Annotated in this window: 16 protein-coding genes and 1 pseudogene; 8 read left to right on the top strand and 9 right to left on the bottom strand. The window is 69.9% G+C overall.

Translation table 11 applies throughout. The features are described 5' to 3' along the window. The first annotated feature begins 230 nt into the window (after positions 1–230). From V6V47_RS20455 to V6V47_RS20470, 4 genes and pseudogenes are all read left to right on the top strand, one after another. A complete protein-coding gene (locus V6V47_RS20455) occupies positions 231–1,214 on the top strand; it encodes an aliphatic sulfonate ABC transporter substrate-binding protein (protein ID WP_334629908.1) in 984 nt (327 codons plus the stop codon). Further along, complete coding sequence (locus V6V47_RS20460) at positions 1,211–2,047, top strand: ABC transporter permease (protein WP_334629910.1); 837 nt, start codon at positions 1,211–1,213, stop codon at positions 2,045–2,047. The genes V6V47_RS20455 and V6V47_RS20460 overlap by 4 nt, the downstream gene beginning before the upstream one ends. Beyond that, positions 2,020–2,749, top strand: a pseudogene (locus V6V47_RS20465) (ABC transporter ATP-binding protein). The gene V6V47_RS20460 and the pseudogene V6V47_RS20465 overlap by 28 nt, the downstream one beginning before the upstream one ends. A gap of 166 nt (positions 2,750–2,915) precedes the next feature. Continuing rightward, entirely contained in the window at positions 2,916–4,061 is a 1,146-nt protein-coding gene (locus V6V47_RS20470) for a sulfite oxidase (protein WP_334629911.1), read from the top strand. Positions 4,062–4,136: 75 nt separating this feature from the next. On the opposite strand, the gene V6V47_RS20475 is transcribed toward V6V47_RS20470, so the two are convergent. Next, entirely contained in the window at positions 4,137–4,670 is a 534-nt protein-coding gene (locus tag V6V47_RS20475) for a flavin reductase family protein (protein ID WP_334629912.1), read from the bottom strand. Between the two features lie 129 nt (positions 4,671–4,799). Continuing rightward, positions 4,800–5,474, bottom strand: coding sequence for a TetR/AcrR family transcriptional regulator (locus V6V47_RS20480; RefSeq protein ID WP_334629913.1), 675 nt, complete (start codon positions 5,472–5,474; stop codon positions 4,800–4,802). 107 nt (positions 5,475–5,581) lie between these two features. Between V6V47_RS20480 and V6V47_RS20485 the strand changes: the two genes are divergently transcribed. The 3 genes from V6V47_RS20485 to V6V47_RS20495 all read left to right on the top strand — a co-directional run bounded on the left by V6V47_RS20485 (position 5,582) and on the right by V6V47_RS20495 (position 9,930). Next, positions 5,582–6,481: a shikimate dehydrogenase gene (locus V6V47_RS20485; protein ID WP_334629914.1), complete on the top strand. Its 900-nt coding sequence runs from the start codon at positions 5,582–5,584 to the stop codon at positions 6,479–6,481. Next, on the top strand, positions 6,471–9,212 hold the full coding sequence (locus V6V47_RS20490) for a TIM barrel protein (protein WP_334629915.1): 2,742 nt from the start codon (positions 6,471–6,473) through the stop codon (positions 9,210–9,212). Before V6V47_RS20485 ends, V6V47_RS20490 begins: the two co-directional genes overlap by 11 nt. A gap of 133 nt (positions 9,213–9,345) precedes the next feature. Beyond that, positions 9,346–9,930, top strand: coding sequence for a DUF4760 domain-containing protein (locus V6V47_RS20495; protein WP_334629916.1), 585 nt, complete (start codon positions 9,346–9,348; stop codon positions 9,928–9,930). A gap of 100 nt (positions 9,931–10,030) precedes the next feature. Here the strand turns inward: V6V47_RS20495 and V6V47_RS20500 are convergent, their stop codons facing one another. Beyond that, the gene (locus V6V47_RS20500) at positions 10,031–10,972 is read right to left on the bottom strand and encodes an expansin EXLX1 family cellulose-binding protein (RefSeq protein WP_334629917.1); all 942 of its coding nucleotides are present in this window, start codon (positions 10,970–10,972) and stop codon (positions 10,031–10,033) included. Positions 10,973–11,034: 62 nt separating this feature from the next. Then, positions 11,035–11,874: an MOSC domain-containing protein gene (locus tag V6V47_RS20505; protein ID WP_334629918.1), complete on the bottom strand. Its 840-nt coding sequence runs from the start codon at positions 11,872–11,874 to the stop codon at positions 11,035–11,037. 147 nt (positions 11,875–12,021) lie between these two features. On the opposite strand from V6V47_RS20505, the gene V6V47_RS20510 reads away from it, so the two are divergent. Further along, positions 12,022–16,350 (top strand): nSTAND1 domain-containing NTPase, encoded by a 4,329-nt coding sequence (locus V6V47_RS20510; RefSeq protein WP_334629919.1) that lies wholly within the window; start codon positions 12,022–12,024, stop codon positions 16,348–16,350. 81 nt (positions 16,351–16,431) lie between these two features. On the opposite strand, the gene V6V47_RS20515 is transcribed toward V6V47_RS20510, so the two are convergent. From V6V47_RS20515 to V6V47_RS20535, 5 genes are read right to left on the bottom strand one after another with little or no spacing between them, the layout of a single operon-like run. Next, positions 16,432–18,513, bottom strand: a complete 2,082-nt coding sequence (locus tag V6V47_RS20515) for an outer membrane protein assembly factor BamB family protein (protein ID WP_334629920.1) — start codon at positions 18,511–18,513, stop codon at positions 16,432–16,434. A gap of 55 nt (positions 18,514–18,568) precedes the next feature. Continuing rightward, positions 18,569–19,309 carry an ABC transporter ATP-binding protein gene (locus V6V47_RS20520; protein WP_334629921.1) on the bottom strand — a complete coding sequence of 247 codons (741 nt, stop codon included), beginning with the start codon at positions 19,307–19,309 and terminating at the stop codon, positions 18,569–18,571. Then, a complete protein-coding gene (locus tag V6V47_RS20525) occupies positions 19,306–21,117 on the bottom strand; it encodes a branched-chain amino acid ABC transporter ATP-binding protein/permease (protein WP_334629922.1) in 1,812 nt (603 codons plus the stop codon). The genes V6V47_RS20520 and V6V47_RS20525 overlap by 4 nt, the downstream gene beginning before the upstream one ends. Next, positions 21,114–21,983 (bottom strand): branched-chain amino acid ABC transporter permease, encoded by an 870-nt coding sequence (locus V6V47_RS20530; RefSeq protein ID WP_334629923.1) that lies wholly within the window; start codon positions 21,981–21,983, stop codon positions 21,114–21,116. The genes V6V47_RS20525 and V6V47_RS20530 overlap by 4 nt, the downstream gene beginning before the upstream one ends. 59 nt (positions 21,984–22,042) lie before the next feature. Then, complete coding sequence (locus V6V47_RS20535; RefSeq protein WP_334629924.1) at positions 22,043–23,197, bottom strand: ABC transporter substrate-binding protein; 1,155 nt, start codon at positions 23,195–23,197, stop codon at positions 22,043–22,045. Positions 23,198–23,201 lie beyond the last annotated feature (4 nt).

Consider the following 23,201-nt stretch of genomic DNA (forward strand, 5'->3'; position numbering starts at 1 on the left):
CGGCCGCACGTGTCTCGTTGAGCGGTATACCTCTGGGTCATAGATATGGGTCTGAGGTATACCGCCGGCCGGACTTTGGCCGACCCGACGGAACTCGCCACGCCCTCCTGAGGGGTGGGATGATCCCGCCGACGGCCTACCCACAAAACCTATCGGCTTGGTAGGTTAACCCGCACTCGCCGACCGCCGTCGATGCGATCCGATCCGCGTGTCCACCCCGAGGAGCTGCCATGCCCACTCCCCCGAAGACGCGTCCCGCACGGCGAGGGCGACTGGTGACCGCCGTGCTCACCGCCGTGGCGCTCGTCGCCGTCACCGGCCTCACCGCCTGCGCCGACGAGTCCGCCGCAGGCGATGGCGGCAAGGGTCCACTGCGGATCGGCTACCAGCGCTTCGGCGGGTTGAGCCTGGTCAAGGCCCGAGGTGCCGCCCCGGGTGTGGAGTGGTCGCTGTTCGAGAGTGGCCCGGCGTTGACCGAGGCCCTCAAGGCCGGCTCCATCGACATCGGCCAGGTCGGCGAGGCGCCCCCGGTCTTCGCGGCTGCGGCGAAGATCCCGTTCTCCATCATCGGCACCTCGGTGCCGATCCCGCAGGGTGAGGCCGTGCTGGTCAAGGCCGACAGCCCCTACCGCAGCTTCGCCGACCTCAAGGGCAGGACGATCGCCCTCAACAAGGGCTCCAACGTGCACTGGCTGCTGGTGCGCCTGCTGGAGGCGAACGAGCTGACGTTGAAGGATGTCAACGTCAAATACCTCAAGCCCGCCGAGGGGCGGCCCGCGTTCGACAACGGCCAGGTCGACGCCTGGGTGATCTGGGACCCGTACTTTGCCCTGGCCGAGCAGCCCGGGGTCCGGGTCCTCGCCGACGCCACCGGCCTCGCCAGCAACCGGGAGTACGTCCTGGCCGCCCCGGGCGCGGTCAAGAACCGGACGGACGACATCCGTGCGTTCCTCCAGCAGTACCGCACCGTGACCGACTGGGGCATCGCCAACCCCGAGGAGCGCGCCAGCACGCTCGCACCGGAGTTGAAGATCCCCGAGGACGTCACCAGCCGCGCCCTGGCGCGCAGTGCCAAGCCGCTCGCGCCGGTCACCCCGGCCATCGGTGACGAGTTGCAGGCGATCACGGACAGCTTCGTCACGCTGGAACTCATCCCCGGCCCGGTCGACATCAGGTCCCGCATCGACGACCGGTTCAGCGCGGTCCTCCAGTGAGCCGTACGACCCTGGTCGAGGCTCCCTCCGACGTCGCCGCGAGCGCGCCGGTGACCGCCCGGCATACGACGCGGCCGGCCCGACGGTGGCGACGGCTGGTCAGCCCGGTCGTGTTGGTGCTGGGCTGGGAGCTGGCCTCCCGGGTCGGGCTGCTGTCGCCGGAGAAGCTGCCCGCGCCGAGCGACGTGCTGGCAACCGGTTGGCGTCTGACCCGCGACGGGACCCTCGGCGTCCACCTGCTCGACTCGCTCACCCGCGCCGGCGCCGGCCTGCTCATCGGTGGCGGCCTCGCCCTGCTCCTCGGCACCGTGGCCGGGCTGCTGCGGCTCGGCGACGACCTCGTCGACCCACCGGTGCAGATGGCCCGCATGCTGCCCCACCTGGGTCTGGTGCCGCTGCTGATCATCTGGGTCGGCATCGGCGAGTCCCTCAAGATCAGCCTGGTCGCCCTGGGGGCGTTCTTCCCGATCTACTTCAACACGTACGCCGGCATCCGGGACATCGACGAGCGCCTCGTCGAGGTGGCCCGCACCTGCGGTCTGGGGCAGCTGGCCCGGCTGCGGCACGTGGTGCTGCCCGGCGCGCTGCCCGCGCTCTTTCTCGGGCTACGCCTGGCGATCGGGGCGGCGTGGCTCAGCCTGGTCGTCGGCGAGCAGGTCAACGCCCAGACCGGGGTGGGCTTCCTGATGATGGAGGCCCGCGAGTTCAGCCAGACCGACGTCGTCGTACTCGGCCTGCTCATCTACGCGCTGCTCGGGCTGCTCTCCGACCTCGCGCTACGCGTCGCGGAGAGGAGGTTGTTGACATGGCGTCGCGGACTGCGAGCGACCTGACCGGCACCGCCCCGGTGCTGACCGCCCGTGACGTGCGACGGGCCTTCGGCCCGACCGTCGTGTTGGCCGGGGTCGACCTCACCATCGCCCGTGGCGAGGTGGTGGCACTGCTCGGCGGCAGCGGCTCCGGCAAGAGCACCCTGCTGCGGATCCTCGCCGGGCTGGACGGCGAGGCGACCGGCGTGACGACCCTGCACGGCACCGCCGCGGTGGTCTTTCAGGAACACCGGCTGCTGCCCTGGAAACGGGTCGCGCAGAACGTCGGGCTCGGCCTGGCCGGTCCGGGCGTCGACGCGCGGGTCCACCGAGCCCTCACCGAGGTCGCGCTGGCCGACCGGCACCGGGCGTGGCCCGGCGAACTCTCCGGCGGGCAGGCACAGCGGGTGGCTGTCGCCCGGGCGCTGGTCCGCGAACCGGACCTGCTGCTGCTCGACGAGCCCTTCGGCGCGTTGGACGCGCTGACCCGGCTACGGATGCAGGGGTTGCTGCGTCGGCTGCGCGCCGAGCACGGCTTCGCCGCCCTGCTCGTCCCACGACGTGGAGGAGGCTCTGCTGCTCGCGGACCGGATCCTGCTCCTCGACGAGGGCGTCATCGCCGAGGACCTCGCCGTCGACCTCGGGCCCACCCGTACGCCGGATGATCCCGCCTTCGGCGCGCTGCGCCGCCACCTGCTCGACCGCCTCGGGGTGACCACCACCTGACAGTTCGTTAGGCTGACTCGACGGCAACTCCTACTGTGTCGGTAGGGATACCAGCCGTCGAGCCCGAGGGGGATTCCACGTGCCACCATCCCTTTCGTGGGACGAAGCCGAGCATGACACCCGCCGCGCGCGGCAATGGTTGACGGGCCGCGCCCGAGCCGAAGGCGTGGACCGCGGGCAGCTCATCGAGCTGGGCACCGCGATGGGGGCGCTCGCCGCCACGACACCGATCGCCAAGCCGCTGCCACCGGCCCTGCTCACCCGCCGCGACAGCAACGCTGAGATGCGCTGGGAGGCGATGGCAGGGCAGGGGTACGTGGTTCCGCGCGACCGGTTCTTCGTCCGTAACCACACCCAGAGCCCCCTGGTAGCCGCCGACACGTGGCGGTTGCGCCTGTTCGGCACCGGCCTGCGGGGCGCACCGTCCCGCGCCGACCCGGTCGAGTTCGACCTCGGTGACCTGCGGGCGATGCCCGCCGAGGAGACCACCGCCCTGCTGGAGTGCGCGGGCAACGGCCGTCGCTTCTTCGCCTCCCAGCAGGCTCACCCCGCGCCGGGCGTGCCGTGGGGCCTCGGCGCGGTGGGCGTGGCACGGTGGCGGGGCGTACGCCTGTCGACCGTGCTCCGGCACGCCGGCCTGACCGACGCGGCCGTCGACGTGCAGCCCGAGGGCCTGGACCCGGACTACGTCACCGGCGGTGTGAACCTCGGCCGGGTCCGCCGCCCGCTGCCGATCGGCAAGGCCCTCGACGACGTGCTGCTGGCGTACGAGATGAATGGCCGGCCGCTGCCGACGGACCACGGCTTCCCGGTGCGGCTCGTGGTGCCGGGCTGGATCGGCGTCTCCTCGATCAAGTGGGTCGGCCCGGTGGAGGTCTCCGCCACCGCCCTCTTCTCGCCGTGGAACACCCAGTTCTACCGGATGTTCGGTCCCGGTCATCCCGTCGACGGCAGGTTCGTGACCACCACGACGGTCAAGAGCGCCTTCGAGCTGCCGTGGGACGCCCGCATCCCGGCCGGTGCGGAGGTGCTGCTGCGCGGCCGATCGTGGTCGGGCAACGGCCCGATCCGTGCGGTCGAGACCAGCACCGACGACGGCACGACCTGGCACCCCGCCGACCTCGACCCCGCCGACGAGGGCGGGGTCTGGCAGCGCTGGACGACCGTCTGGCGCCCACCGGGGCCCGGCCGGTGGACGCTGCGCGCCCGGGCCACCGACGTCACCGGCACCCGGCAGCCGGACCAGGCCCGCCCCAACGCCCTCGGCTACCTGTTCGACGGCATCGTCCGGCACCCGGTCACGGTCGGCTGACCCGGTCGGCGTGCGCGTGGTAGGCCACAGCTCACGCATGCCAAATCCCGATTGCTGTCCCCGTGGCCCGAGTCGTCAGGCGGCCGGGCGACGGGCCGCCCCGTCCGGGCCGCCGGCCAGGCCGGCATAGCGGCCCCGATGGTAGAGCAGCGGTGAGCCGACGTCGCCGTGCCGGAGCAGCTCCGGCTCGGCCAGCACCACGACGTGGTCGCCGACGGTCACCCGGTCGACGATCCGGCAGAGCAGCAGAGCCAGGGTGTCGTCGAGGATCGGCACCCCCTCGGGGCCGGTACGCCAGCGGGTCGGTGCGGCGAACCGGTCGATGCCGCTGGTGGCGAAGGTGCGGGCCAACTCCTGCTGGTGGTGGGCGAGCAGGTGCACCCCCACATGCCGGGCCCGGCCGACCGTGGGCCAGCTCGACGAGCCGAGGTTCAGGCAGAACGAGACGATCGGCGGCACCAGCGACACCGAGGTGAACGACGTGGCCGTGAAGCCAACGGCCGGAGAACCCGGCGCGGTGACCACCGTGACGGTGCTGGCCTGGTGGCGCAGCAACGTCCGCAGCGCGTCGGTGTCGGCGTCGACCGGGTCATCGGTGGACGAGGTCATGGCGATCCTCCCGAAGGGTGGGTCCGGCCGGGCTACCGACGACGGGAGGTGAAGATCTGAACGGCCGACACGAATCGATTTTCCTACTACTTAGATAGGATTTCAAGCCCCGTCGGGCCGGCGTTGCGTTCAGCGCGCGGTGAGGTACTGCAGGACGACGTCGCCGAGCATCGTGCGGTAATGCGTACGACGTGCGGGGTCGAGCATGTCCCGCTGGAAGATGGCGTTGAAGGTGTACCGGTTGGCGGTCCGGAAGACGCAGAACCCGCTGATCAGGATGTGGACGTCGACGGGGTCGACGTCCGCGCGGAACCGACCCTCGGCGCGACCACGGTCGAGGATGCGGGTCAGGACGTCCAGTGCCGGATTGGCCAGGCCGGCCAGGAGCTCCGAGCGGGCGAGGTGCTCCGCGCGGTGGATGTTCTCGATGCTGACCAGGCGGATGAAGTCCGGGTGCGCCTCGTGGTGGTCGAACGTCACCGCTGCCAGCCGCCGGATGGCCTGGGCGGGGTCGAGGTGCTCGACGTCGAGCTGCTGCTCCAGCGCGCGGATGCCCGTGTACGCGTGCTCCAGGACCGCGACGTAGAGCTGCTCCTTGCTGCCGAAGTAGTAGTAGATCATCCGTTTCGTCGTACGGGTCTTCGCGGCGATCTCGTCCACCCGGGCACCCGCGTACCCCTTGTCGGCGAACTCGTGGCTCGCGACCGCGAGGATCTCCGACCTGGTGCGGTCGGCGTTGCGGCCGGTAGGGCTGGCCGCGACTGCACCAGAGACCTGTGCGCCCAATTGACCGCTCCCTTCCATCGACGGCCACTGTAGCGAGGCCACGAATTCTGCCCCTTCCCACCAACGTCCGCACCGCGTATAAGTAACTATCTAGTACGTTCACCCCTGACCATCGGGAGGGGTCCATGGCCCCACACAACGGTGACCGCCCCTTCCTCGTGGGCCTGATCGGCGCGGGCATCCAGACCTCACTGAGCCCCGCCCTGCACGAGCGGGAGGCGGAGCAGCTCGGGCTCCGGTGCCGGTATCGCCTGCTCGACCTCGCCGAACAGGGCCGACCCCCGGACGCGGTCGGCGAGATCCTCACCGCGACCCGGCTCGCCGGCTTCGACGGCGTCAACATCACCCACCCCGTCAAACAACTCGTGCTCCAGCACCTCGACGCGGTCGCACCCGACGCCGCAGCCCTCGGCGCGGTCAACACGGTCGTGTTCACCGACGGGCGAGCCGAAGGGCACAACACGGACATGCCCGGCTTCGCTCGCAGCCTCCGCACCGGCCTCCCCGACGCGGCACTGGACCGCGTGGTGCTGCTCGGCGCCGGTGGCGCCGGGGCCGCCGTGGCGCACGCGCTCCTCAACCTGGGCGCGGGTTCGGTGCACATCCTCGACACCGACGCCGGGCGCAGCAGCACCCTGGCCCGCTCCGCGACCGACCGGTTCGGCCCCGGGCGGGCCGTCGCCGTGCCCCTCAGCGCCCTGGCCGACGAGCTGCGCGAGGCGGACGGACTCGTCCACGCGACACCGACCGGCATGGAGGGGCATCCCGGGCTGCCCGTCGCCGCGGAGCTGCTCCGCCCCGAGCTGTGGGTGGCGGATGTGGTGTACCGGCCGCTGGCGACGGACCTGGTGAACACCGCGCGGGTGCGCGGGTGTCGGGTGCTCGACGGCGGTCGGATGGCGGTCTTCCAGGCCGCGTACGCGTTCGAGCTGTTCACCGGCGTCGAGCCGGACACCGGGCGGATGCTGCGGCACTTCGACGACCTCGTACATCCACAGGGGAGGCGGGACGCCCATGCGCAGTGACCGTACGCGCGCGGCCATCTCCACGGGCTGCCTCTCCGGCACCCTCGAAGACAAGCTGGCCGCTGCGGCAGCGGCCCGCTTCGACGGAGTCGAGATCTTCGAGAGCGATCTCATCGCATCGTCGTGGTCGCCCGACCGGGTGCGGCAGGAATGCGCCCGCCGGGGCCTGTCCATCGACCTCTACCAGCCGCTCCGGGACGTGGAGGCCGTCCCGCCCGACGTGTTCGCGGCCAACCTACGGCGCGCCGAACGGACGTTCGACGTGGTCGAGCAGCTCGGTGCCACCACGTTGCTGGTCTGCTCGACCACATCGACGGACGCGGTCGACGACGACGACCTCGCCGCCGAGCAGCTCCATGTCCTGGCCGACCGGGCCGAACGGCGCGGCCTGCGCATCGCGTACGAGGCCCCGGCATGGGGTCGGTTCGTCAACACCTACGCGCACAGTTGGCGGATCGTCCGGCGCGCCGGTCACCCTGCGCTCGGCCTGTGCCTCGACAGCTTCCACGTGCTCTCCCGCGGAGACGACCCGGCCGGGATCAGGGTGATACCGGGGTCGAAGGTGTTCCACGTGCAGGTGGCCGACGCGCCACGGCTCAGCATGGATGTCGTCGAGTGGAGCTGGCATCATCGACTGTTCCCCGGGCTCGGCTCGTTCGACCTGGCCGGCTTCGTCGGCCACGTCCTGAGCACCGGCTACGACGGACCCCTGTCGCTCGAGGTGTTCAACGACGTCTACCGACAGGCCGACCCCCGGCACGCCGCCATCGACGGCATGCGTGCGCTGGTCGCCCTGCGGGAGACGGTCAGCCTCTCCGGCCCGCCAGCGGCTCGGGAGCGCCTCCGGATCACCGGCCTGCCGCCGGCGCCCCCGCTCGGCGGACACGTGTTTACCGAGCTCGCCGTCGACAACCTCTCCGGCCCGGTCGTGGCCCGTACGCTGACGGCGCTGGGCTTCGTGCACACCGGCCAGCACCACTCCAAGCCGGTGCAGCTGTGGGAGCAGGGCACAGCACGGATCCTGCTGAACTTCGCACCGCACCGCACCGTCCCGCCGGTGACGGCAGCGGTCTGCGCCCTGGGCCTGGAGAGCGCCGACCCGGCCGGGTCGGCCCAGCGGGCGCAACGACTTCTCGCCCCGGTGCTACCGCGCCTACGCGAGCCGGAGGAGGCGGACCTCACCTCCGTCGCGGCCCCCGACGGTACGGCCGTGTTCCTCGTCCGGAGCGCGGCCAGTGGCAGCTGGCTCGAGGACTTCTCCCCGACCGGCGCGTCGCCCCGCACCGACGGCCTGCTGACCGGCACCGACCACGTCTCGCTCACCGAGTCGGTCGACGACTTCGACGAAGCGGCGATCTTCTACCGGACGGTGCTGGGTCTGCACGCCGGGGAGGCCACCGAGATCGCCGCGCCGTTCGGGCTGATCCGCAGCCGGGCCGCAACCGATCACCGACAGCGGGTCCGGATCACCCTCAATACGGCGCCGCTGCGTCGCGGCGACTGGGCACCCGCCGTGCCGAGTCCGCAACATGTCGCGTTCAGCTCCGACGACGTGATCGCCAGCGCCCGGGCGATGCGCGCGCTGAGCGCACCGATCCTGCGGATCCCGGAGAACTACTACGTCGACCTCGACGCCCGGCTCGATCCGCCACCGGAACTCCTCGCGGCCATGCGGGAGCACTCGATCCTCTACGACCGCGACGAGCATGGCGAATACCTGCACTTCTACACCGAGATTCTCGGCTCACGGGTCTTCTTCGAGGTGGTGCAGCGCGTCGAGGGCTATCTCGGGTACGGCGCCCCGGCCAGCGTCCCGGTACGCATGGCCGCCCATCGGGAGCGTCGACTGATCACGCTGCGCGACACACCCGCGCCCGACGAACGCCACGACTACTCGCTGGCCCACCTGACGGCGTTGAGCCTGTCCCCACCGGAGCTGGTCGACGCCGCGGCGGACGCCGGCTACCGGTACGTCGGTCTGCGTTTGACCCGGGTCACCCCGCAGGAACCGCACTACCCGCTCGCCACCGACCCGGCCCTCATGCGCACCACCAAGGTCCGACTCGCCGCCACCGGAGTCGAGGTGCTCGACATCGAGCTGGCCCGGATCAGCCCCGACGAGGACCCGCGCGACTTCCTCCGATTCCTGGAGGCCGGCGCCGACCTGGGTGCCCGACACGTCATCGCGCAGCTACCCGATCCCGACCGCGCCCGGAAGATCGACCGGTACGCGCAACTCTGCGAGCTGGCCCGACCGCTCGGCCTGACCGTGGACCTGGAGTTCCCCTCCTGGACGGAGACACCCGACCTCGGCGAGGCGGTGCGGGTCCTACGGGCGGCGGGCCAGCCCAACGCCGGCATCCTGATCGATCTGCTGCACTTCGCGCGTTCGGGGTCGAGCGTGGCGGACCTGCGCCAACTTCCCGCCGCCTGGTTCCACTTCGCCCATGTCTGCGACGCGCCACCGGGGGTGCCCACGACCAACGAGGGCCTCATCCACACCGCCCGGTTCGAGCGTCTCTTTCCGGGTGAGGGCGGCATCGACGTCCACGGCATCCTCGACGCCCTGCCGCCCGGGCTCCCGTACGCCCTGGAGATCCCGCGCGCGACCCTGGTGGCGCAGGTGGGGGCGAAGGAGCACGCCCGCCTGGCGATCACGGCGGCCCGCGACTACCTCGACCGCCCCGCGGCGACCCGCCGATCCGGCAACGTCCCCGCCGTCACCGGTTAGGCCCGCACACCCAGCCAGCCATGACCCACCATCGACCGGCCACATGCACGCAGCCGGAACCGCGCATTCCCATTGACATTGAATGCCACTGTTATCATCAAATTCGGATCGAAAACGACGCCGGAGGTTGGCATTGAGCCTTGCCTTGAACATCGCCGCCATAACAATTTCTCTCGCCGCCGTCGCCCTGTCCGCATTCTTCGGCCTGCGCCAGCTGCGCTCGATGCAGAAGAGCAACAGCACAATGGTGACCATCGAGTTGCTCACCCGAGAGTGCCGCAGCAATGATTTTCTGGAGAGCGAAGAGTTCGTCCTCTACGAACTGTCGAGCAGCCCTCCCGAAGATGGCCTCAGCGGCTTGCCGCCAAAGCATCGTCGACACGTCACCCGCATCGGCCTATTCTTCAGCAGCCTCGGCGCCTTGTCAGCACTCGGCGGGGTGGAGACCAGGATGATTACTGCGATGGTGCCCAGCCGTGCTCGTCGCGCATGGCTAGCGCTCGAGCCCTACATCATTCTTGAGCGGAAATTGAGGTCCCCGACCTACCTCTCATTCTTTGAGCATCTCGTCTGCCTCATTAACGACACCGACCCGGCCAAGCACCACGAGAGCCTCGGTCTCCGCAAGTTAGAATCGATATCGGTGCAGCCAAGAACCGATAGCGGCGCCGTTGGCCCACCGACGCGTCCCGCAAAGGAGAGGGACGCAGCTCACTGATCGGCGGGTTGCCACCCACTCAAATCAGCCAGGCCCGCCTGCCTGCCCTTTACGCCGTGAGTCCGCGTCACTCCAGCACCTCCATACGACGCGGTGTCGGTCAGCAGCGGGAGCCGTCGAGCCGGGCGGCACCGGCGAGTGCTTCGAGGGTCGCCGGCGCGATCGACTCCCCCGGGGTCGGCGAGGGCCCGGTGGTGGCGGTCGGGGCGGGGCTCGCCGTGGAGGTCGGCGGGGCCGAGGGCAGACCGGCGGCATCGGGGTCGGCCAGGGAGACTGTGCTGCGTTGGAGCTGCTTCGCGACCATCCGGATGTTGGTCGCGGTTGCCTGACGCCCGTACACGTCGGTGACCCGGACGCTGTACGGTCCCGGGCCGAGCCCGCCCTCGATGACCCAGTAGTTGTAGTCCTGGCGGGCCGCCGCGCGGAAGCCGCCGGTCGGCCCCTTCACCGCGACCGAGCGGAGCGGGTTGCCGTGGTTGCCCACCTGCACCGCGAGCCACCACTGCGAGGCGCCCTCCTTCATCCGGAAGGTGAGCCCTCCGTCGAGCGGCGGGCTCACCACCGCGCGGTACGTCACCGGCACCATGCCCTTCGCCCGGTCGGCGATCCGGGCGAACGCCTCGTCGGAGAGGTCGATATGCCCGGGCGCGCACCCGGCGCACTGGTCCATGACCACGACCCGGACGGTGCCCTTCGGGCCGCTGACGTCCAGGTATCCGCCGCAGGCCGCCGCCTTGGCGTACTCCGAGGGGCCGAGTGCCGCGTAGAGCCGGTTCGCCGGAGGGCTCGGGAAGGAGCAGTTGCCACCCGAGCGCCCCGCGTCGTAGTAACTGGCCTCTCCCTTGTGCACGGTGTTACCCGTTGGTGGCGCGGCACAGGCCGGGGAGGCGCCGGAGCGGACGGCCAGGGTGAGGCCGAGAACGGCGGCCAGGGCGGTGACACCGGCACCGGCCAACCAGTGTCTGAGCCGCCGATTCGACCGGTGCGGAACGCCGTCGCCGGCTGGGATGTCGGTCTCGGGGTCCGTGCCTGGTGCCGTCACGGCGCCTCATGTTGCCGCACCGCCCGCAGCGGGGCAACCGCGTCCCAGCAGGACCGGCCCGATCAGTCCAGCACCTCGACGGTGTCCCCGACGCTGACCGTCCTGCCCGGCAGACCGCCCGAATCCGCCTGCACGGTCATCTGTAGACCGAAGAGGAGCTTCTGGTCGATGTTCCGCCGTGCGGCGAGCATCCACAGCGGTTCCCGCCCCCGCTCCCCGGTCTCCTGGTCGATGGTGGCCACCACGCAGCGACCGCACTCGTTGGTGCCGTGGAACAACGCTCCGCCGATCCTGATCCGCCGACCGACCCACCCGCCCTCGGCCCACGGCGCGGCACCGCTCACCACCAGGTTGGGCCGGAACCGGGTCATCGGCAGCGGTCCCTCGCTGCTGCCCGACTCCCGCAGCCAGTCGTTGAACGCGTCCAGCGACGCGGTGTTGGTCAACAGCAGCGGGGTGCCGTCGGCGAAGCTCAGCTCGGCGCTGGAGCCGGCCGCCACCGGCCAGGGCACGCGGTTGCCGGTGGGGTCACCGAGCCAGACCAGCCGGACGCTGCGCCCCAACAGCCGTCTGAGCCAGTCGTCCGCCTCCGGGCCGGCGGGGCGTACCAGTGCGGGCGGGCGCCCCCGGAACACCCGGACCTCGATCGCCTCGCCGCCGGTCGGCTCGGCCACATCGAGCGGGGCCAGCCCCGGCGCGACCAGGGTCAGCCCGCCCGGCCGGGACAGCGCCCGCATCGTCACCAGCCCCCGGTGCTGGCGTTGGGTCAGGCCGATGCCGTGCTCGTCGACGACCAGCCAACGCCGGTCGCCGTCCAGACCCCACGGCTCGACCCGCGCCGAGTCGCGGTCCATCCTGCGACACCCCTTCACCGGGTACGTGTGCATCGAGGCGACTCGCATCCGGCCAGGATGACACGAGACAGCGTCGCCCCGGTGCCCTCGCTGCGGCCTGCGCCGCCGTCGCCAGGTCATGACGGCAGTACTCGGATGCGGCGTGATGGTCACCGAAGGCCGTGTTGCCTTGCAGCGTTGGTGATAGTGGTAAGCGTGGACGAGTTCGGGCGAGATCTTGAGCAGCGTAGCCGGATGCAGGCGGGCGTTCGGAGAGTTGTGTCGAAGGTCGGAGGGCTGCGAGGGGCGTCACGAGGTGCGGTGTTGGCCACGTTGTGTGCTTCGGCTTTGGCACCGGTGGTCCCCGCAGTAGTGGGCAGCGGTGTGGTGGTGGTTGCTGGGGTAGGTGTATTGGGTGCGGTGGGGGCAAATATCCTCACCGATCTCATAGCCAGTGCGGTAAACAAGCTTCGTGCCAAGAGCGACATACCGGTAACCACAGAGGCTGTCGTGGCGGAGTTGTCGGAACGGATGGAGGCTCTTCTAACGGCGGGTGGTCCGGACGGTGCCGCGCTACGCAAGGAGATCGCGGCAGTGTTGTCTGAGACTGGCGCCGCCCGTGTGGCGATCGAGGCGGCGGTCGCGTCGGGAGACGAGGAGCTACAGCGGACGCTGATCTCCGGGCTGGGCTGGTTGGGTGACGAACTCGCCGAGGTTGGGGGGCTGCTGGCGCAGGTGCACGAAACCGTCGACGAGTTGCAGGTCAGCATGCGGGTGCAGAACGCCGAGCAGCGGGCGGATCGCGAGTTGTCCTTGCGTCAGTCGGTCCAGGTGCGGCTGATCCGTGAGCAACTGCGGACGGTCGAGACGTTCGCTCGGGTGTCCGTCGGCCGCGAGCAGGCTGACGCCGGCGATGAGATTTCTGCCGCCACGTTGGGCCAGGTGCCATATCGGGGGTTGTGGCCGTTCCAGCAGAACGAGGGGCACATGTTCTACGGCCGGGAGCGGGTGTGTGCGCACCTGGTCGAGGTCGTGGAGCAAAGCCTGTCGGATCTGTCGATGGTGGTGGTGACGGGCGCTTCAGGCGCGGGTAAGTCGTCCTTGTTGCGGGCGGGGCTGCTGCCCGCGATCGGGGCAGGGCAGATCGCGGTGGCCGGATCGGCGGATTGGCCGACGGTGGTGCTGACCCCGACAGGGAATCCGGTGCGGGAGCTGGCCGTCCATCTCGCCGCTGGAGCGGGAGTCGACGTAGCGTCGGTGATCCGGGAGCTGACCGGGGACCCTGCTGCCGCCGGTGCTTTCGCACGTCAGGTCGTCCTGGCGCATGCGGCGCGGTTGCCCCGCGGAGCGGCCGGACAGGTACGCGAGCACGGGCGCCTGGTGTTGGTGGTTGATCAGTTTGAAGACCTCTTCACGTTCGTCGCGGACGCCGACGAGCATCGGGCGTTTCTGACCGCTCTCACGGCGATAGCCACCGGGCCGGCTGGCGGCCGAGCACCGGGGGTGGTGATCATCGGTGTCCGCGGGGACTTCGTGGACCGGTGCGCCGAGCACCCGCAATTGGTCCGGGTACTGCAGCGACAGCAGTTCATAGTCGGGCCCATGGCCGAAGCTGACCTGCGACTCACGATCACCGGTCCCGCCCATGCCTGCGGGCTGGAGGTGGAGAACGGTTTGACCGACGACATTCTGGCTGACCTGCGTACCCGGGATGCCCCGTTCGGGGTGGGGACGCTGCCACTGTTGTCGCAGGCGATGCTCAGAATCTGGGAGCACCGAGAGGGCCGACGGTTGACCCGTCGGAGTTTCGCCGCCAGCGGAGGAGTCACCGATGCGGTCCGCGCCAGCGCCGAGGACAGTTACGCCAGCCTCACCGCCGTTCAGCAGGACGTCGCCCGTGAGCTATTCCGGCAACTGACCACGGTGTCGCGAGATGGGCAACTTTCGCGACGCCCGATACCCAACAATGCGGTGGGTAAGGCCACGGACGACGCGGCTCTGGTCATCGAAGCCTTCATCGCTTCCAGGCTCATCGTCCGGGGTGACCACGGCATCGATATGGCCCACGACACGCTCCTGACAGCATGGCCACGGCTACGCACGTGGATGGAGGACCACCTCGCCGATCGAGTCCTCTACAGCCAACTGCTGGAGGACGCCACCGAATGGGACACCCGCGGCCGTGACCCGTCGTTCCTCTACCGGGGAGCGCGCCTGAACATCATCGCCACCGCCACGGCAGCCTGGCACCGCCGCTGGGTGGATGCTCCCATCCTGAGCGACATCGAATCCGACTTCCTGGCCCAAGCCCACCAGGTCGCGAAACGGACCACCTGGATACGCCGCGCCGCCGCGAGCACACTGGCCCTCCTGGCAGTAGGCGCGTCGCTCGCCGCGGTCGTGGCCTCCAACGCCACTCGCGACGCCAACGACCAACGCGAACTTGCGGTCGCACGGCAACTCGCCGCTCAGAGCCAGCTTGTCGGTGACCAGGACCCCCGAACGTCCCGGGTCATGGCTGCTCTTGGCTGGCGGCTTGCTAACAATGCCGAAACTCAGGCAGCCATGGCCGCGACCCAAACCCGACCAGGTCGGCAAATTCTTACCGGTCACACCGGCCGCGTGGACTCGGTTGTGTATAGCCCGGACGGTGAAACCATTGCTACCGCCAGCATCGATGGGACGGCCCGGACCTGGGATGCGGTCACGGGTCGCCCGATCTTCACCCTCACCGGCCACAGCGGGCTTGTGTTGTCAGTGGTATTCAGTCCGGACGGCCGGACGATCGCCACCGCCAGCGTGGACACGACGGTTCGGACCTGGGATGCGCGCACGGGTCGCTCGATCCTCACCCTCACCGGCCACAGCGCGGCTGTGTCGTCAGTGGTATTCAGCCCAGACGGCCGGACGATCGCCACCGGCAGCCAGGACGGGACGGCGCGGACCTGGGATGCGGCCACCGGTCACCCGATCTTCACCCTCGACGGCGCCGAGGACTCGGTCGTGTTCAGCCCGGACGGCCAGACGATCGCCACCGCCGGGACAGCGGGGAAGGCCCAGATCTGGAATACGCGCACGGGCCGCCCGATCTTCACCCTCGACGGCGACATCAACTCGATAGCGTTCAGCTCGAACGGCCGGACGATCGCCGGCGGGGGCGGGACGCCTGGGGTCTGGGATGCGCGCACGGGCCGCCCGATCTTCACCCTCGTCGACGCCATGGGCCCGGCGGTGTTCAGCCCTGACGGCCGGACGATCGCCACCGCCGGCGGGTATGGAACGGCCCGGACCTGGGATGCGACCACCGGTCGCCCGATCGCCACCCTCACCGGCCACAGCGGCCTCGTGGACTCGTTGGTGTTCAGTCCGGACGGGCGAACCGTTGCCACCGCGAGCCTGGATGGGACGGCCCGGACCTGGGATGCGACCACCGGTCGCCCAAGCACGACCCTAGCCGGTCACACCAGTCGGGTGAATGTGGTGGTGTTCAGCCCGGACGGTCGGACCGTTGCCACCGCCAGCACCGATGGGACGGCGCGAACCTGGGACGTGGTCACCGGTCATCCGGTCGCCGCTCTCACCGGCCACGCCGCGCCGGTGAACGAGGTGGTGTTCAGTCCGGACGGCGCGACCGTCGCCACCGCCAGCCACGATGGGACAGCCCGGACCTGGGATGCGAGCACCGGTCACCCGATCGCCACCCTCACCGGCCACACTGACGCCGTGAACTCGGTGGCCATGAGTCCAGATGCCAAGACCATTGCTACCGCCAGTCACGATGGGACAGCCCGGACCTGGGATGCGGCCACCGGTCACCCGATCCTGACGCTAGCTGGTCACGCCGGCCCCGTCTGGGAGGTCGTGTTCAGTCCGGATGGTGGAACCGTCGCCACCGCCAACGACGATGGCGCGGCCCGGACCTGGGATGCGACCACCGGTCACCCGATCGCCACCCTCACCGGCCACACCGGCCTCGTGATCTCGGTGGCCATGAGTCCAGATGCCAAGACCATTGCTACCGCCAGCACGGATGGGACGGCCCGGACCTGGCATGCGGCCTCGGGTCGTCCGATCGCCACCCTCACCGGCCACAGCAAGTCCGTCTCTTCGGTGGTGTTCAGCCCGGATGGCAGGACTATCGCTACTGGCAGCAGGGACGGGTCGGCTCGAACCTGGGATGCGATCACGGGCCGTCCGATAGCCATTCTCACCGGCCACACCGCCGAGGTGAACAAGGCGGTGTTCAGTCCGGACGGCCGGACCATCGCCACCGCCAGCCAGGATGGAACGGCCCGAACGTGGGATGCGGTCACCGGTCACCCGACCACGACCCTCGCCGGCCACACTGGCGCACTGTTCTCGGTGGCGTTCAGCCCGGACGGCAGGACCATCGCCACCGCCAGCCAAGACCGGACTGCCCGAATCTGGGACGCCACATCGTTTGTGATGTTGTACAGCCAGGTGTGTGAGCAGAACGGCGGGCCGATCACGTCCGCTGATTGGGCGCATTACGCTGGAGGCATTGATCCACTTCCGACCTGTTAGGGCGTGGCGGCCCTACGCAGCGGTGACGCCGCCGGGTGACAAACTGCTGCTGGACGACACCGCCACTGATTCGCCGCCCCGTCAGTAGACCTCGATCTTTCCGGTCGAGCGCGGGCTCCCTGGGTCGTTGTAGAAGTACTCGCCGACGCGGGTGAACGTGTACTGGTACGACTCGCCGGGCGCGAGCCGTACGTCGAAGAGCCCTTCGAAGAACTGCGTCACGCCTCGCACACCGGCATTGCCGGGATGGTTGATGAACGTCACGGTCGTGCCGACCGGAACCCGCAGGTGTGTGGGCGCCATGCCGGCGACCGCGAACGACTCGGTGGCGCCGACCTCGCCGGTGGCGGGGTTGTACGTCCGCCCGATGGTGACCGTGTTCGCCACCGCCGCGCCCTCGATCGGGCCACCGGAGACCGGTCGACGGATCACCGGGGGTGGCGGTGTCAGTGCCGGGCCGAGGTCACCGCCGATCTCGAACGCCCAGAGGAAGTCACCGCGTGGCGCGGAGTTTCCGTACGGGATGCTGGTTCCCCCGGCGTAGACCGCCAGGTACTCCTTGCCGCCGGCGCGATACATGATCGGGCTGGAGCTGATGGCCGCGCCGGTCTGGAACCGCCACAGCTCACGGCCGTTGCGGGCGTCCAGGGCCAGGAGGTTGCCGTCGGGCTGGCCGATGAACATCAGGTCGCTGGCGGTGGTGAGGATGCCGTTGCCGTGTGCCAGGGAGTACGGCATCCGCCGCTTCCACTCCACCCGGTTGGTGCGGACGTCGACGGCGACGATGCCCCCGGTCTGGTACTCGCCGGGCGGGCGGAGCCCGTTGCTGCTCTCGGTGAGCGAGTGCGCGGCGGCGACGTACCCGAAGCCGTTGTAGACCAGGCCGGTGCGGTGGCTGAACGACAGGTGTGACCAGTCCCCGCCGCCACCGTGGCCCGGGATGGTGAGGATGGGCGTCTCCCAGTGCGGGTCGTAGAGCGCGCCCTGCACGTAGTTGGGCACCGCACGGTTGGGGTCGCCGGGGACGGTGGTGCCGAGTGGCTGGTCGACGACCCGCTGCTCGGTCCAGCCGCCCTGTACGGGGAACGGCTGCGTCGGCCACGTCTTCTGGCGCGGCTCCTGCGGCACCGGCCGTTCGACGATGCCGAGCGGGGCCGTGCCGGTGCTGCGGTCGAGGATGAAGAACATGCCGGACTTGCTGCCGTAGATGACGACCTTGCGCTTGCGGCCGCGAATGGTGACGTCGGCGAGGACCGGCGACATCACGTTGTCCATGTCCCAGATGTCGTGGTGGATCGACTGGAAGTGCCACCGGTAGGCGCCGGTCCGCAGATCCAGCGCGACGAGCGAGTTGGCGAACAGGTTCTGCCCGCCCCGGGCCGATCCGTCCTGCGACGAGTTGTTGCCGCGTGCGTTGCCGAACGTCCAGTAGGTCAGGCCGAGCTCGGGGTCGACGGCCGGGTGGATCCACGGTGTGGCGCCGCCCTCCATCCAGGAGTCGCCCTCCCAGGTCTCGTTGCCGAGCTCGCCGGGGCCGGGTGTGCCCCAGAAGTGCCACAGCACCTCGCCGTTGGAGGCGTCGAGCGCGATGGCGGCGCCCCGGGGCCCGTCGTTGGTGCCGCAGAAGAGCAGGCCGTCGTGGTAGACGACGGCGACCTTCTCGATGTTGCCGAAGCCGTTGACCTGGTGCTCCCAGGCGACCTGGCCGGTCTCCTGGTCGAGCGCGATGACGTAGTTCTCGTTCGACTTGGTGAAGACGTGGCCGCCACCGACCGCCACGCCGCGCCGGGTCAGCGCGCCGCGGGTCTGGTCGTACCGCCACTTGGTGAGCCCGGTAGCCCCGTCGACCGCGATGACGTTGCCGAGCGCGGACTCGATGTAGAGCACCCCGTCGACGGCGACTGCCGTGCTCTGGCTGTTGCCGGTGGCGAGACCGCCCTCGATCCGGTTGACCCAGCCCCCGCGCAGACGGCGGATGTTGCCGCGATCGATACGGCGCAGCGCGGTGTAGTTCTGGTTGCCCAGATTGCCGCCGACCTTCGGAAAGTCCTGGTCGCCGGGGGTGTCGAAGCGGGCGAGGTCGGCGGCGGAGGGTGGGCGGTGACCAGTGGCCCCGGCGGGATCGGCCGGGCCGACCGTGGCGGCCACGGCCGTCGCGGCCATCCCTTTGAGTACGTTTCTTCGATCGATGTGTGGCATCGGCAGACACCTCTCCTCTTCAGAGGCCGAGATAGATCTTGCGTACCTGGGGGTTCTGGCGGAGGGCCGCCGACGTGTCCGTCATGGCGACGACACCGTTCTCCATGACGAGACACTCGGTCGTCACCTCGAACGTCAACTGCGCGTTCTGTTCGACGAGCAGGATGCTCAGGCCGCGTTCGTTGAGCTGCTTGAGCACGGCGACGATCTCGCTGACCAGCTTCGGTGAGAGGCCCATCGACGGCTCGTCGAGCAGCATGAGCTGCGGCGCCGACATCAGCGCCCGCCCGATGGCGAGCATCTGCTGCTGCCCGCCGGACAACGCGCCGGCGAGCCGGCCGCGCATCTCGCGCAGGACCGGAAAGAGCTCGTAGACCTCGCCGAGGGTGTCCAGCGTCGGGCCCTTCCAGCGACGGGTGTACGCCCCGAGCAGGAGGTTCTTCTCCACCGGGAGGCCGGGGAAGACGTGCCGGCCCTCCGGCACGTACCCGATACCGTGGCGGACCATGGCGCGGCCCGGCACCCGGGTGAGGTCGGCGTCGCCGAAGCGGATCGACCGTACGGTGCGGGGCACCAGGCCCATCAGCGCCTTGAGCGTGGAGGTCTTGCCGGCGCCGTTCGCGCCGATGATGCCGACCGACTGCCCCGGTTGCACGGTGAACGACACGTCGTGGGCGGCCGTCACTCCGCCGTACCGGACCGAGAGGCCATCGACGACGAGCCGACGCCCGATGCCCGACTGGTCGGGGGTGGCGGTCATCGCTGGGCCTCCGACGCGACCGGTGCCGGCATGGCCATGGTCTCCCCGAGGTACGCCTCGATCACCTCGGGTGAGACGGCCACCTCCTCCGGCGGTCCGTCGGCGATGATCGCGCCGTGGGCGAAGACGGTGACGTGGTCGCACAAGGACATGACCATCCCCATGTTGTGTTCGATCACCACGACGGTGACGCCGGTGTCGCGGATCGAGCGGACGATGTCGCACAGTTGCCGGACCTCGTCACCGTTGAGGCCGGCGGCCGGCTCGTCGAGCAGCACGAGCCGCGGTCGGGCGGCCATGGCGCGGGCGATCTCGACCCGACGCTGGGTGCCGTACGGCAACGCCGTCGGCTGGCTGTCCGCGAAGGCGCGCAGGCCGAACCGGTCGAGCAGGGCGTCGGCCTCCCGGCGCAGGGCCCGGTCGCGCCGCCATACGCCGAGCGGGAGCACGAGGTACCGCCAGGTGCCCCGGGCCCGGGTCGGGTCGAGGGCGACCAGGACGTTGTCCCGTACGGTCAGCGCCGCGAAGAGCCGCAGGTTCTGGAAGGTCCGCGCGATGCCGGCGTGAGCCAGGGCGTGTGGTCGAGCCGCGGTGACGTCGCGACCGTCGAGGATCACCCGTCCGGCGGTCGGCCGGTAGAGCCCGCTGATCACGTTGAAGAGAGTCGTCTTGCCGGAGCCGTTCGGGCCGACGATGCCCCTGATCTGCCCGGCCGGCACCGCGATGGAGACGTCGTTGACCGCCTTGACGCCCTTGAAGTGCATGCTGAGGTCGCGGATCTCGAGGATGGGTGCCGCGTCCTCGACCCTCGCGGGCCCGGCCTCGTACGGCTGGAAGGGGCTCAGTGACGCGGCCTGCCGGACGGTCCGCCGCCAGCCCAGGCGTCCCGCCGCCGAGCGCAGACGCTGTGGAAGGCCGGCCAACCCGGTCGGCGCGAACACGACGGTGAGGACCACGACGCTTCCGTACGCGACCTGCGCGTAGGTCGGATAGTCGATCAGCACCTCACGGACGAGGGCGAGGGCGATCGCGCCGACCACGCACCCCACCAGGCTCTGCCGCCCTCCGATGATCACCATGGCGAGGAGCAGGAACATGTTGGCGATGCTGAACGTCTCCGGCGCGACGTAGCCGATCAGCCCGGAATAGAGCACGCCCGCGACGCCACCGTAGACGCTGGCGAGCAGGAAGGCCGTCATCCGCAGCGCCGGCACCTCGACGCCGACCGCGCCGGCGGCGAGGGAGTCGTCGCGCATGGCGCGCATCCGCCGGCCCAGCGACGTGTGCACGACGAAGAGGCCGAAGGCCAGCGTCACCGCGAACAGCAGCAGCTCGACGTAGTAGTAGAGGTAGGCGCTGGACAGGTCGATGCCGGGCAGGCCCGGACGTGGGATGCCGGAGATGCCCTCGGCGCCGCCGGCGAGCTCGGAGTTGGTCACCCAGTTGGTGAAGGCCAACGCGAGCCCGAGCGTCACGATCCCCAGGTAGTGGGACTGCACGCGGAGTGCCGGCGTACCCACGACCAGGCCGACCGCCGCGGTGGCGAGGACCGCGAGCAGGGCGGCCACCCAGAATCCCAGGCCGGCCCGGACCGTGAGGACGGCCGTGGCGTAGGCCCCCACGCCGAAGAACGCCACCTGCGCCAGGTTGATCTGCCCGGCGACGCCCATGGCCAGGCCGAGGCCGACCGCGAGGATCGCGTAGAGCAGCATGACGTTGACCACGTGCATGGTGTACGAGTTGAGCTGGTACGGCAGCAGCCACGCGAAGACCGCCAGCACAGCCAGCACGCCGAGCCGGAATCTCATGCCCGGTTCACCGTCCTCTCGCCGAAGATTCCGGTCGGCCGGATCATGATGATCATGGTGAAGATCAGGAACGTGACCAGCTCCGAGTAGCCCTGGAAGTGCCCGGCCGCGAACGAGTCGATCACCCCGATGCTGAGCCCACCGAGAATCGCGCCCGGGACGCTGCCGAAGCCGCCGAGGATCGCCCCGGCGAAGCCCTTGATACCGAGCAACCCACCCATGGCCGGGCTCACGTACAGCAACGGACCGACCAGGCCGCCGGCCAGGGTGGCGAGGCCGGCCCCGATCATGAACGCCATCGAGTTGCTCCGACCGACATGGATGCCGACGGCCGTCGCCGCCTGGTGGTCCATGGCCACCGCCTGCATCGCGACGCCCCGCTTCGTCCGTTGCAGGAAGAAGACCAGCAGGATCGTCGCGGCGGCCGCGATGGCGAGCACGACGAGGTCGTACGTCCGGATGCGGAGCCCGAAGACGTCCAGCGGTGCCGCCGGCACGGGCGATGGCACCGCGCGGCCGGTCGCTCCCCAGATGACGATCGCCAGCGCCTCCAGCACGATCCCGAAGCCGATCGTGCCGATCAACATCAGGTCGAAGTCCTTGTTCTCCAAGGGCCGCAGCACCCGCTCGATGATGACGCCGATGAGGCCGGTGACCCCGATCGCCACCACCATGGCCAGCGCGAAGGGCAGTCGCACCGTGAGGTAGAACGTCGACGCCAGATAGGCGCCGATCATCACGACACTGCCGTGGGCGAAGTTGACCAGGCCCATGGTGCGGTAGACGAGGGAGAAACCCAACGCGACGAGAGCGTAGATCGCGCCGAGGCTCATCCCGCCGATGAACGTCTGCAGAAAGACTTGCATTCTTCTCTGACCCTCTCCCGACGATCAGGGGCGGCCCGGCGAGGGCCGCCCCGTTACGGTCAGCCTTCGGCCGGGACCAACTTGCCGGCGGTGATGGTGCCGATCGAGGTCGCGAAGATGCCCACGCCCGTCTCGTCGTACGCGAAGTCGCCCAGCAGACCCTTGTGCTTGACCGCCCGGATCGCGTCGGCGAGTTCCTTGCCCGTGGCCCCGTTGCTGTTCTTGAGGGCGGTCAGCAGGATCTGCGCGCCGTCGTACGCCTTCGCGCCGTGCATCTCGGCCGGCTCGCCGTGCGCGGCCAGGTAGGCGGCGGCGAAGGCACGGGAGGCGTCACTCACCTCGTTGCTGAGGTACGGCGTGCTCACGATCGTGCCCTCGGTGTTCGCCGCGCCGGCGGTGTCGAGGAACACGGGCGTGCCCTGCGGTGCGGCTCCGGCGAACGGAACGGTGATGCCGAGGTCGCGGGCCTGCTTGACGATCAGGCCGGACTGCACCTCCTCCGCGCCGACGAAGATCAGCTGAGGGCCCTTCTGACGGATGTTCGTGAGGGCCGCGCTGAAGTCCTTCTGGTCGGTGGTGACGACCTGGTCGGCCACCGGCGTCACGCTGCGGCTGCTCAGCGCCTTGGTGAACGCGTCGTGTTCGCCCTTGCCGTAGGAGCCGTTGTTGGTGATGAGAGCGATCTTCTTGATCCCCCGCTTGTCCACGAGGTGCTTGGCCAGCGTCTCGTCGTAGGTCACGCTCGTCGGGCCGTTGAGGAACAGGAACGGGCTCTTGACGGCGACCAGACCCGGCGACTGGCCGGAGGTGATGTTGGGGATCTCCTCCTGGCGGAGAATCGGCGCCATGGCGATCGTGACCGCGCTCTCGGCGGTGCCGAGCATCGCGATGTAACCCTCGCTCGCGATCTTGCGGGCGACGTTGGTGCCGACCGTCGGGTCACCCTGACTGTCGAAGACGCCGATCTCGATCTGGCGGCCGTCGATGCCGCCCTTCTTGTTCCACTCGTCGATGGCGAGTTTGGCACCCTTGAGCTCCCAGGCGCCGAGTGAGCTCAGTTGGCCGCTCTGCGCGTTGGCGATGGCGATCTTGATGGGGCCGCTCTTCCCGTCCCCATTGCCGGCCTCCTCTCCCGGGGCGGAGCAGGCGGCGGCGAAGACCACTCCGGTGGCGAGGAGCGCGGCGGTGAGGGTACGCCGATAACGTCGGGTCATGAGG

The organism is Micromonospora sp. CPCC 205539 (genome assembly GCF_036906815.1).
Taxonomy (GTDB): domain Bacteria; phylum Actinomycetota; class Actinomycetes; order Mycobacteriales; family Micromonosporaceae; genus Micromonospora.

Coding starts and splice junctions, on each gene's coding strand:
- V6V47_RS20525 (WP_334629922.1), bottom strand. CDS start 21,117: ATGAGATTCCGGCTCGGCGTGCTGGCTGTGCTGGCGGTCTTCGCGTGG.
- V6V47_RS20455 (WP_334629908.1), top strand. CDS start 231: ATGCCCACTCCCCCGAAGACGCGTCCCGCACGGCGAGGGCGACTGGTG.
- V6V47_RS20535 (WP_334629924.1), bottom strand. CDS start 23,197: ATGACCCGACGTTATCGGCGTACCCTCACCGCCGCGCTCCTCGCCACC.
- V6V47_RS20475 (WP_334629912.1), bottom strand. CDS start 4,670: ATGACCTCGTCCACCGATGACCCGGTCGACGCCGACACCGACGCGCTG.
- V6V47_RS20530 (WP_334629923.1), bottom strand. CDS start 21,983: ATGCAAGTCTTTCTGCAGACGTTCATCGGCGGGATGAGCCTCGGCGCG.
- V6V47_RS20490 (WP_334629915.1), top strand. CDS start 6,471: ATGCGCAGTGACCGTACGCGCGCGGCCATCTCCACGGGCTGCCTCTCC.
- V6V47_RS20520 (WP_334629921.1), bottom strand. CDS start 19,309: ATGACCGCCACCCCCGACCAGTCGGGCATCGGGCGTCGGCTCGTCGTC.
- V6V47_RS20480 (WP_334629913.1), bottom strand. CDS start 5,474: ATGGAAGGGAGCGGTCAATTGGGCGCACAGGTCTCTGGTGCAGTCGCG.
- V6V47_RS20505 (WP_334629918.1), bottom strand. CDS start 11,874: ATGCGAGTCGCCTCGATGCACACGTACCCGGTGAAGGGGTGTCGCAGG.
- V6V47_RS20515 (WP_334629920.1), bottom strand. CDS start 18,513: ATGGCCGCGACGGCCGTGGCCGCCACGGTCGGCCCGGCCGATCCCGCC.
- V6V47_RS20485 (WP_334629914.1), top strand. CDS start 5,582: ATGGCCCCACACAACGGTGACCGCCCCTTCCTCGTGGGCCTGATCGGC.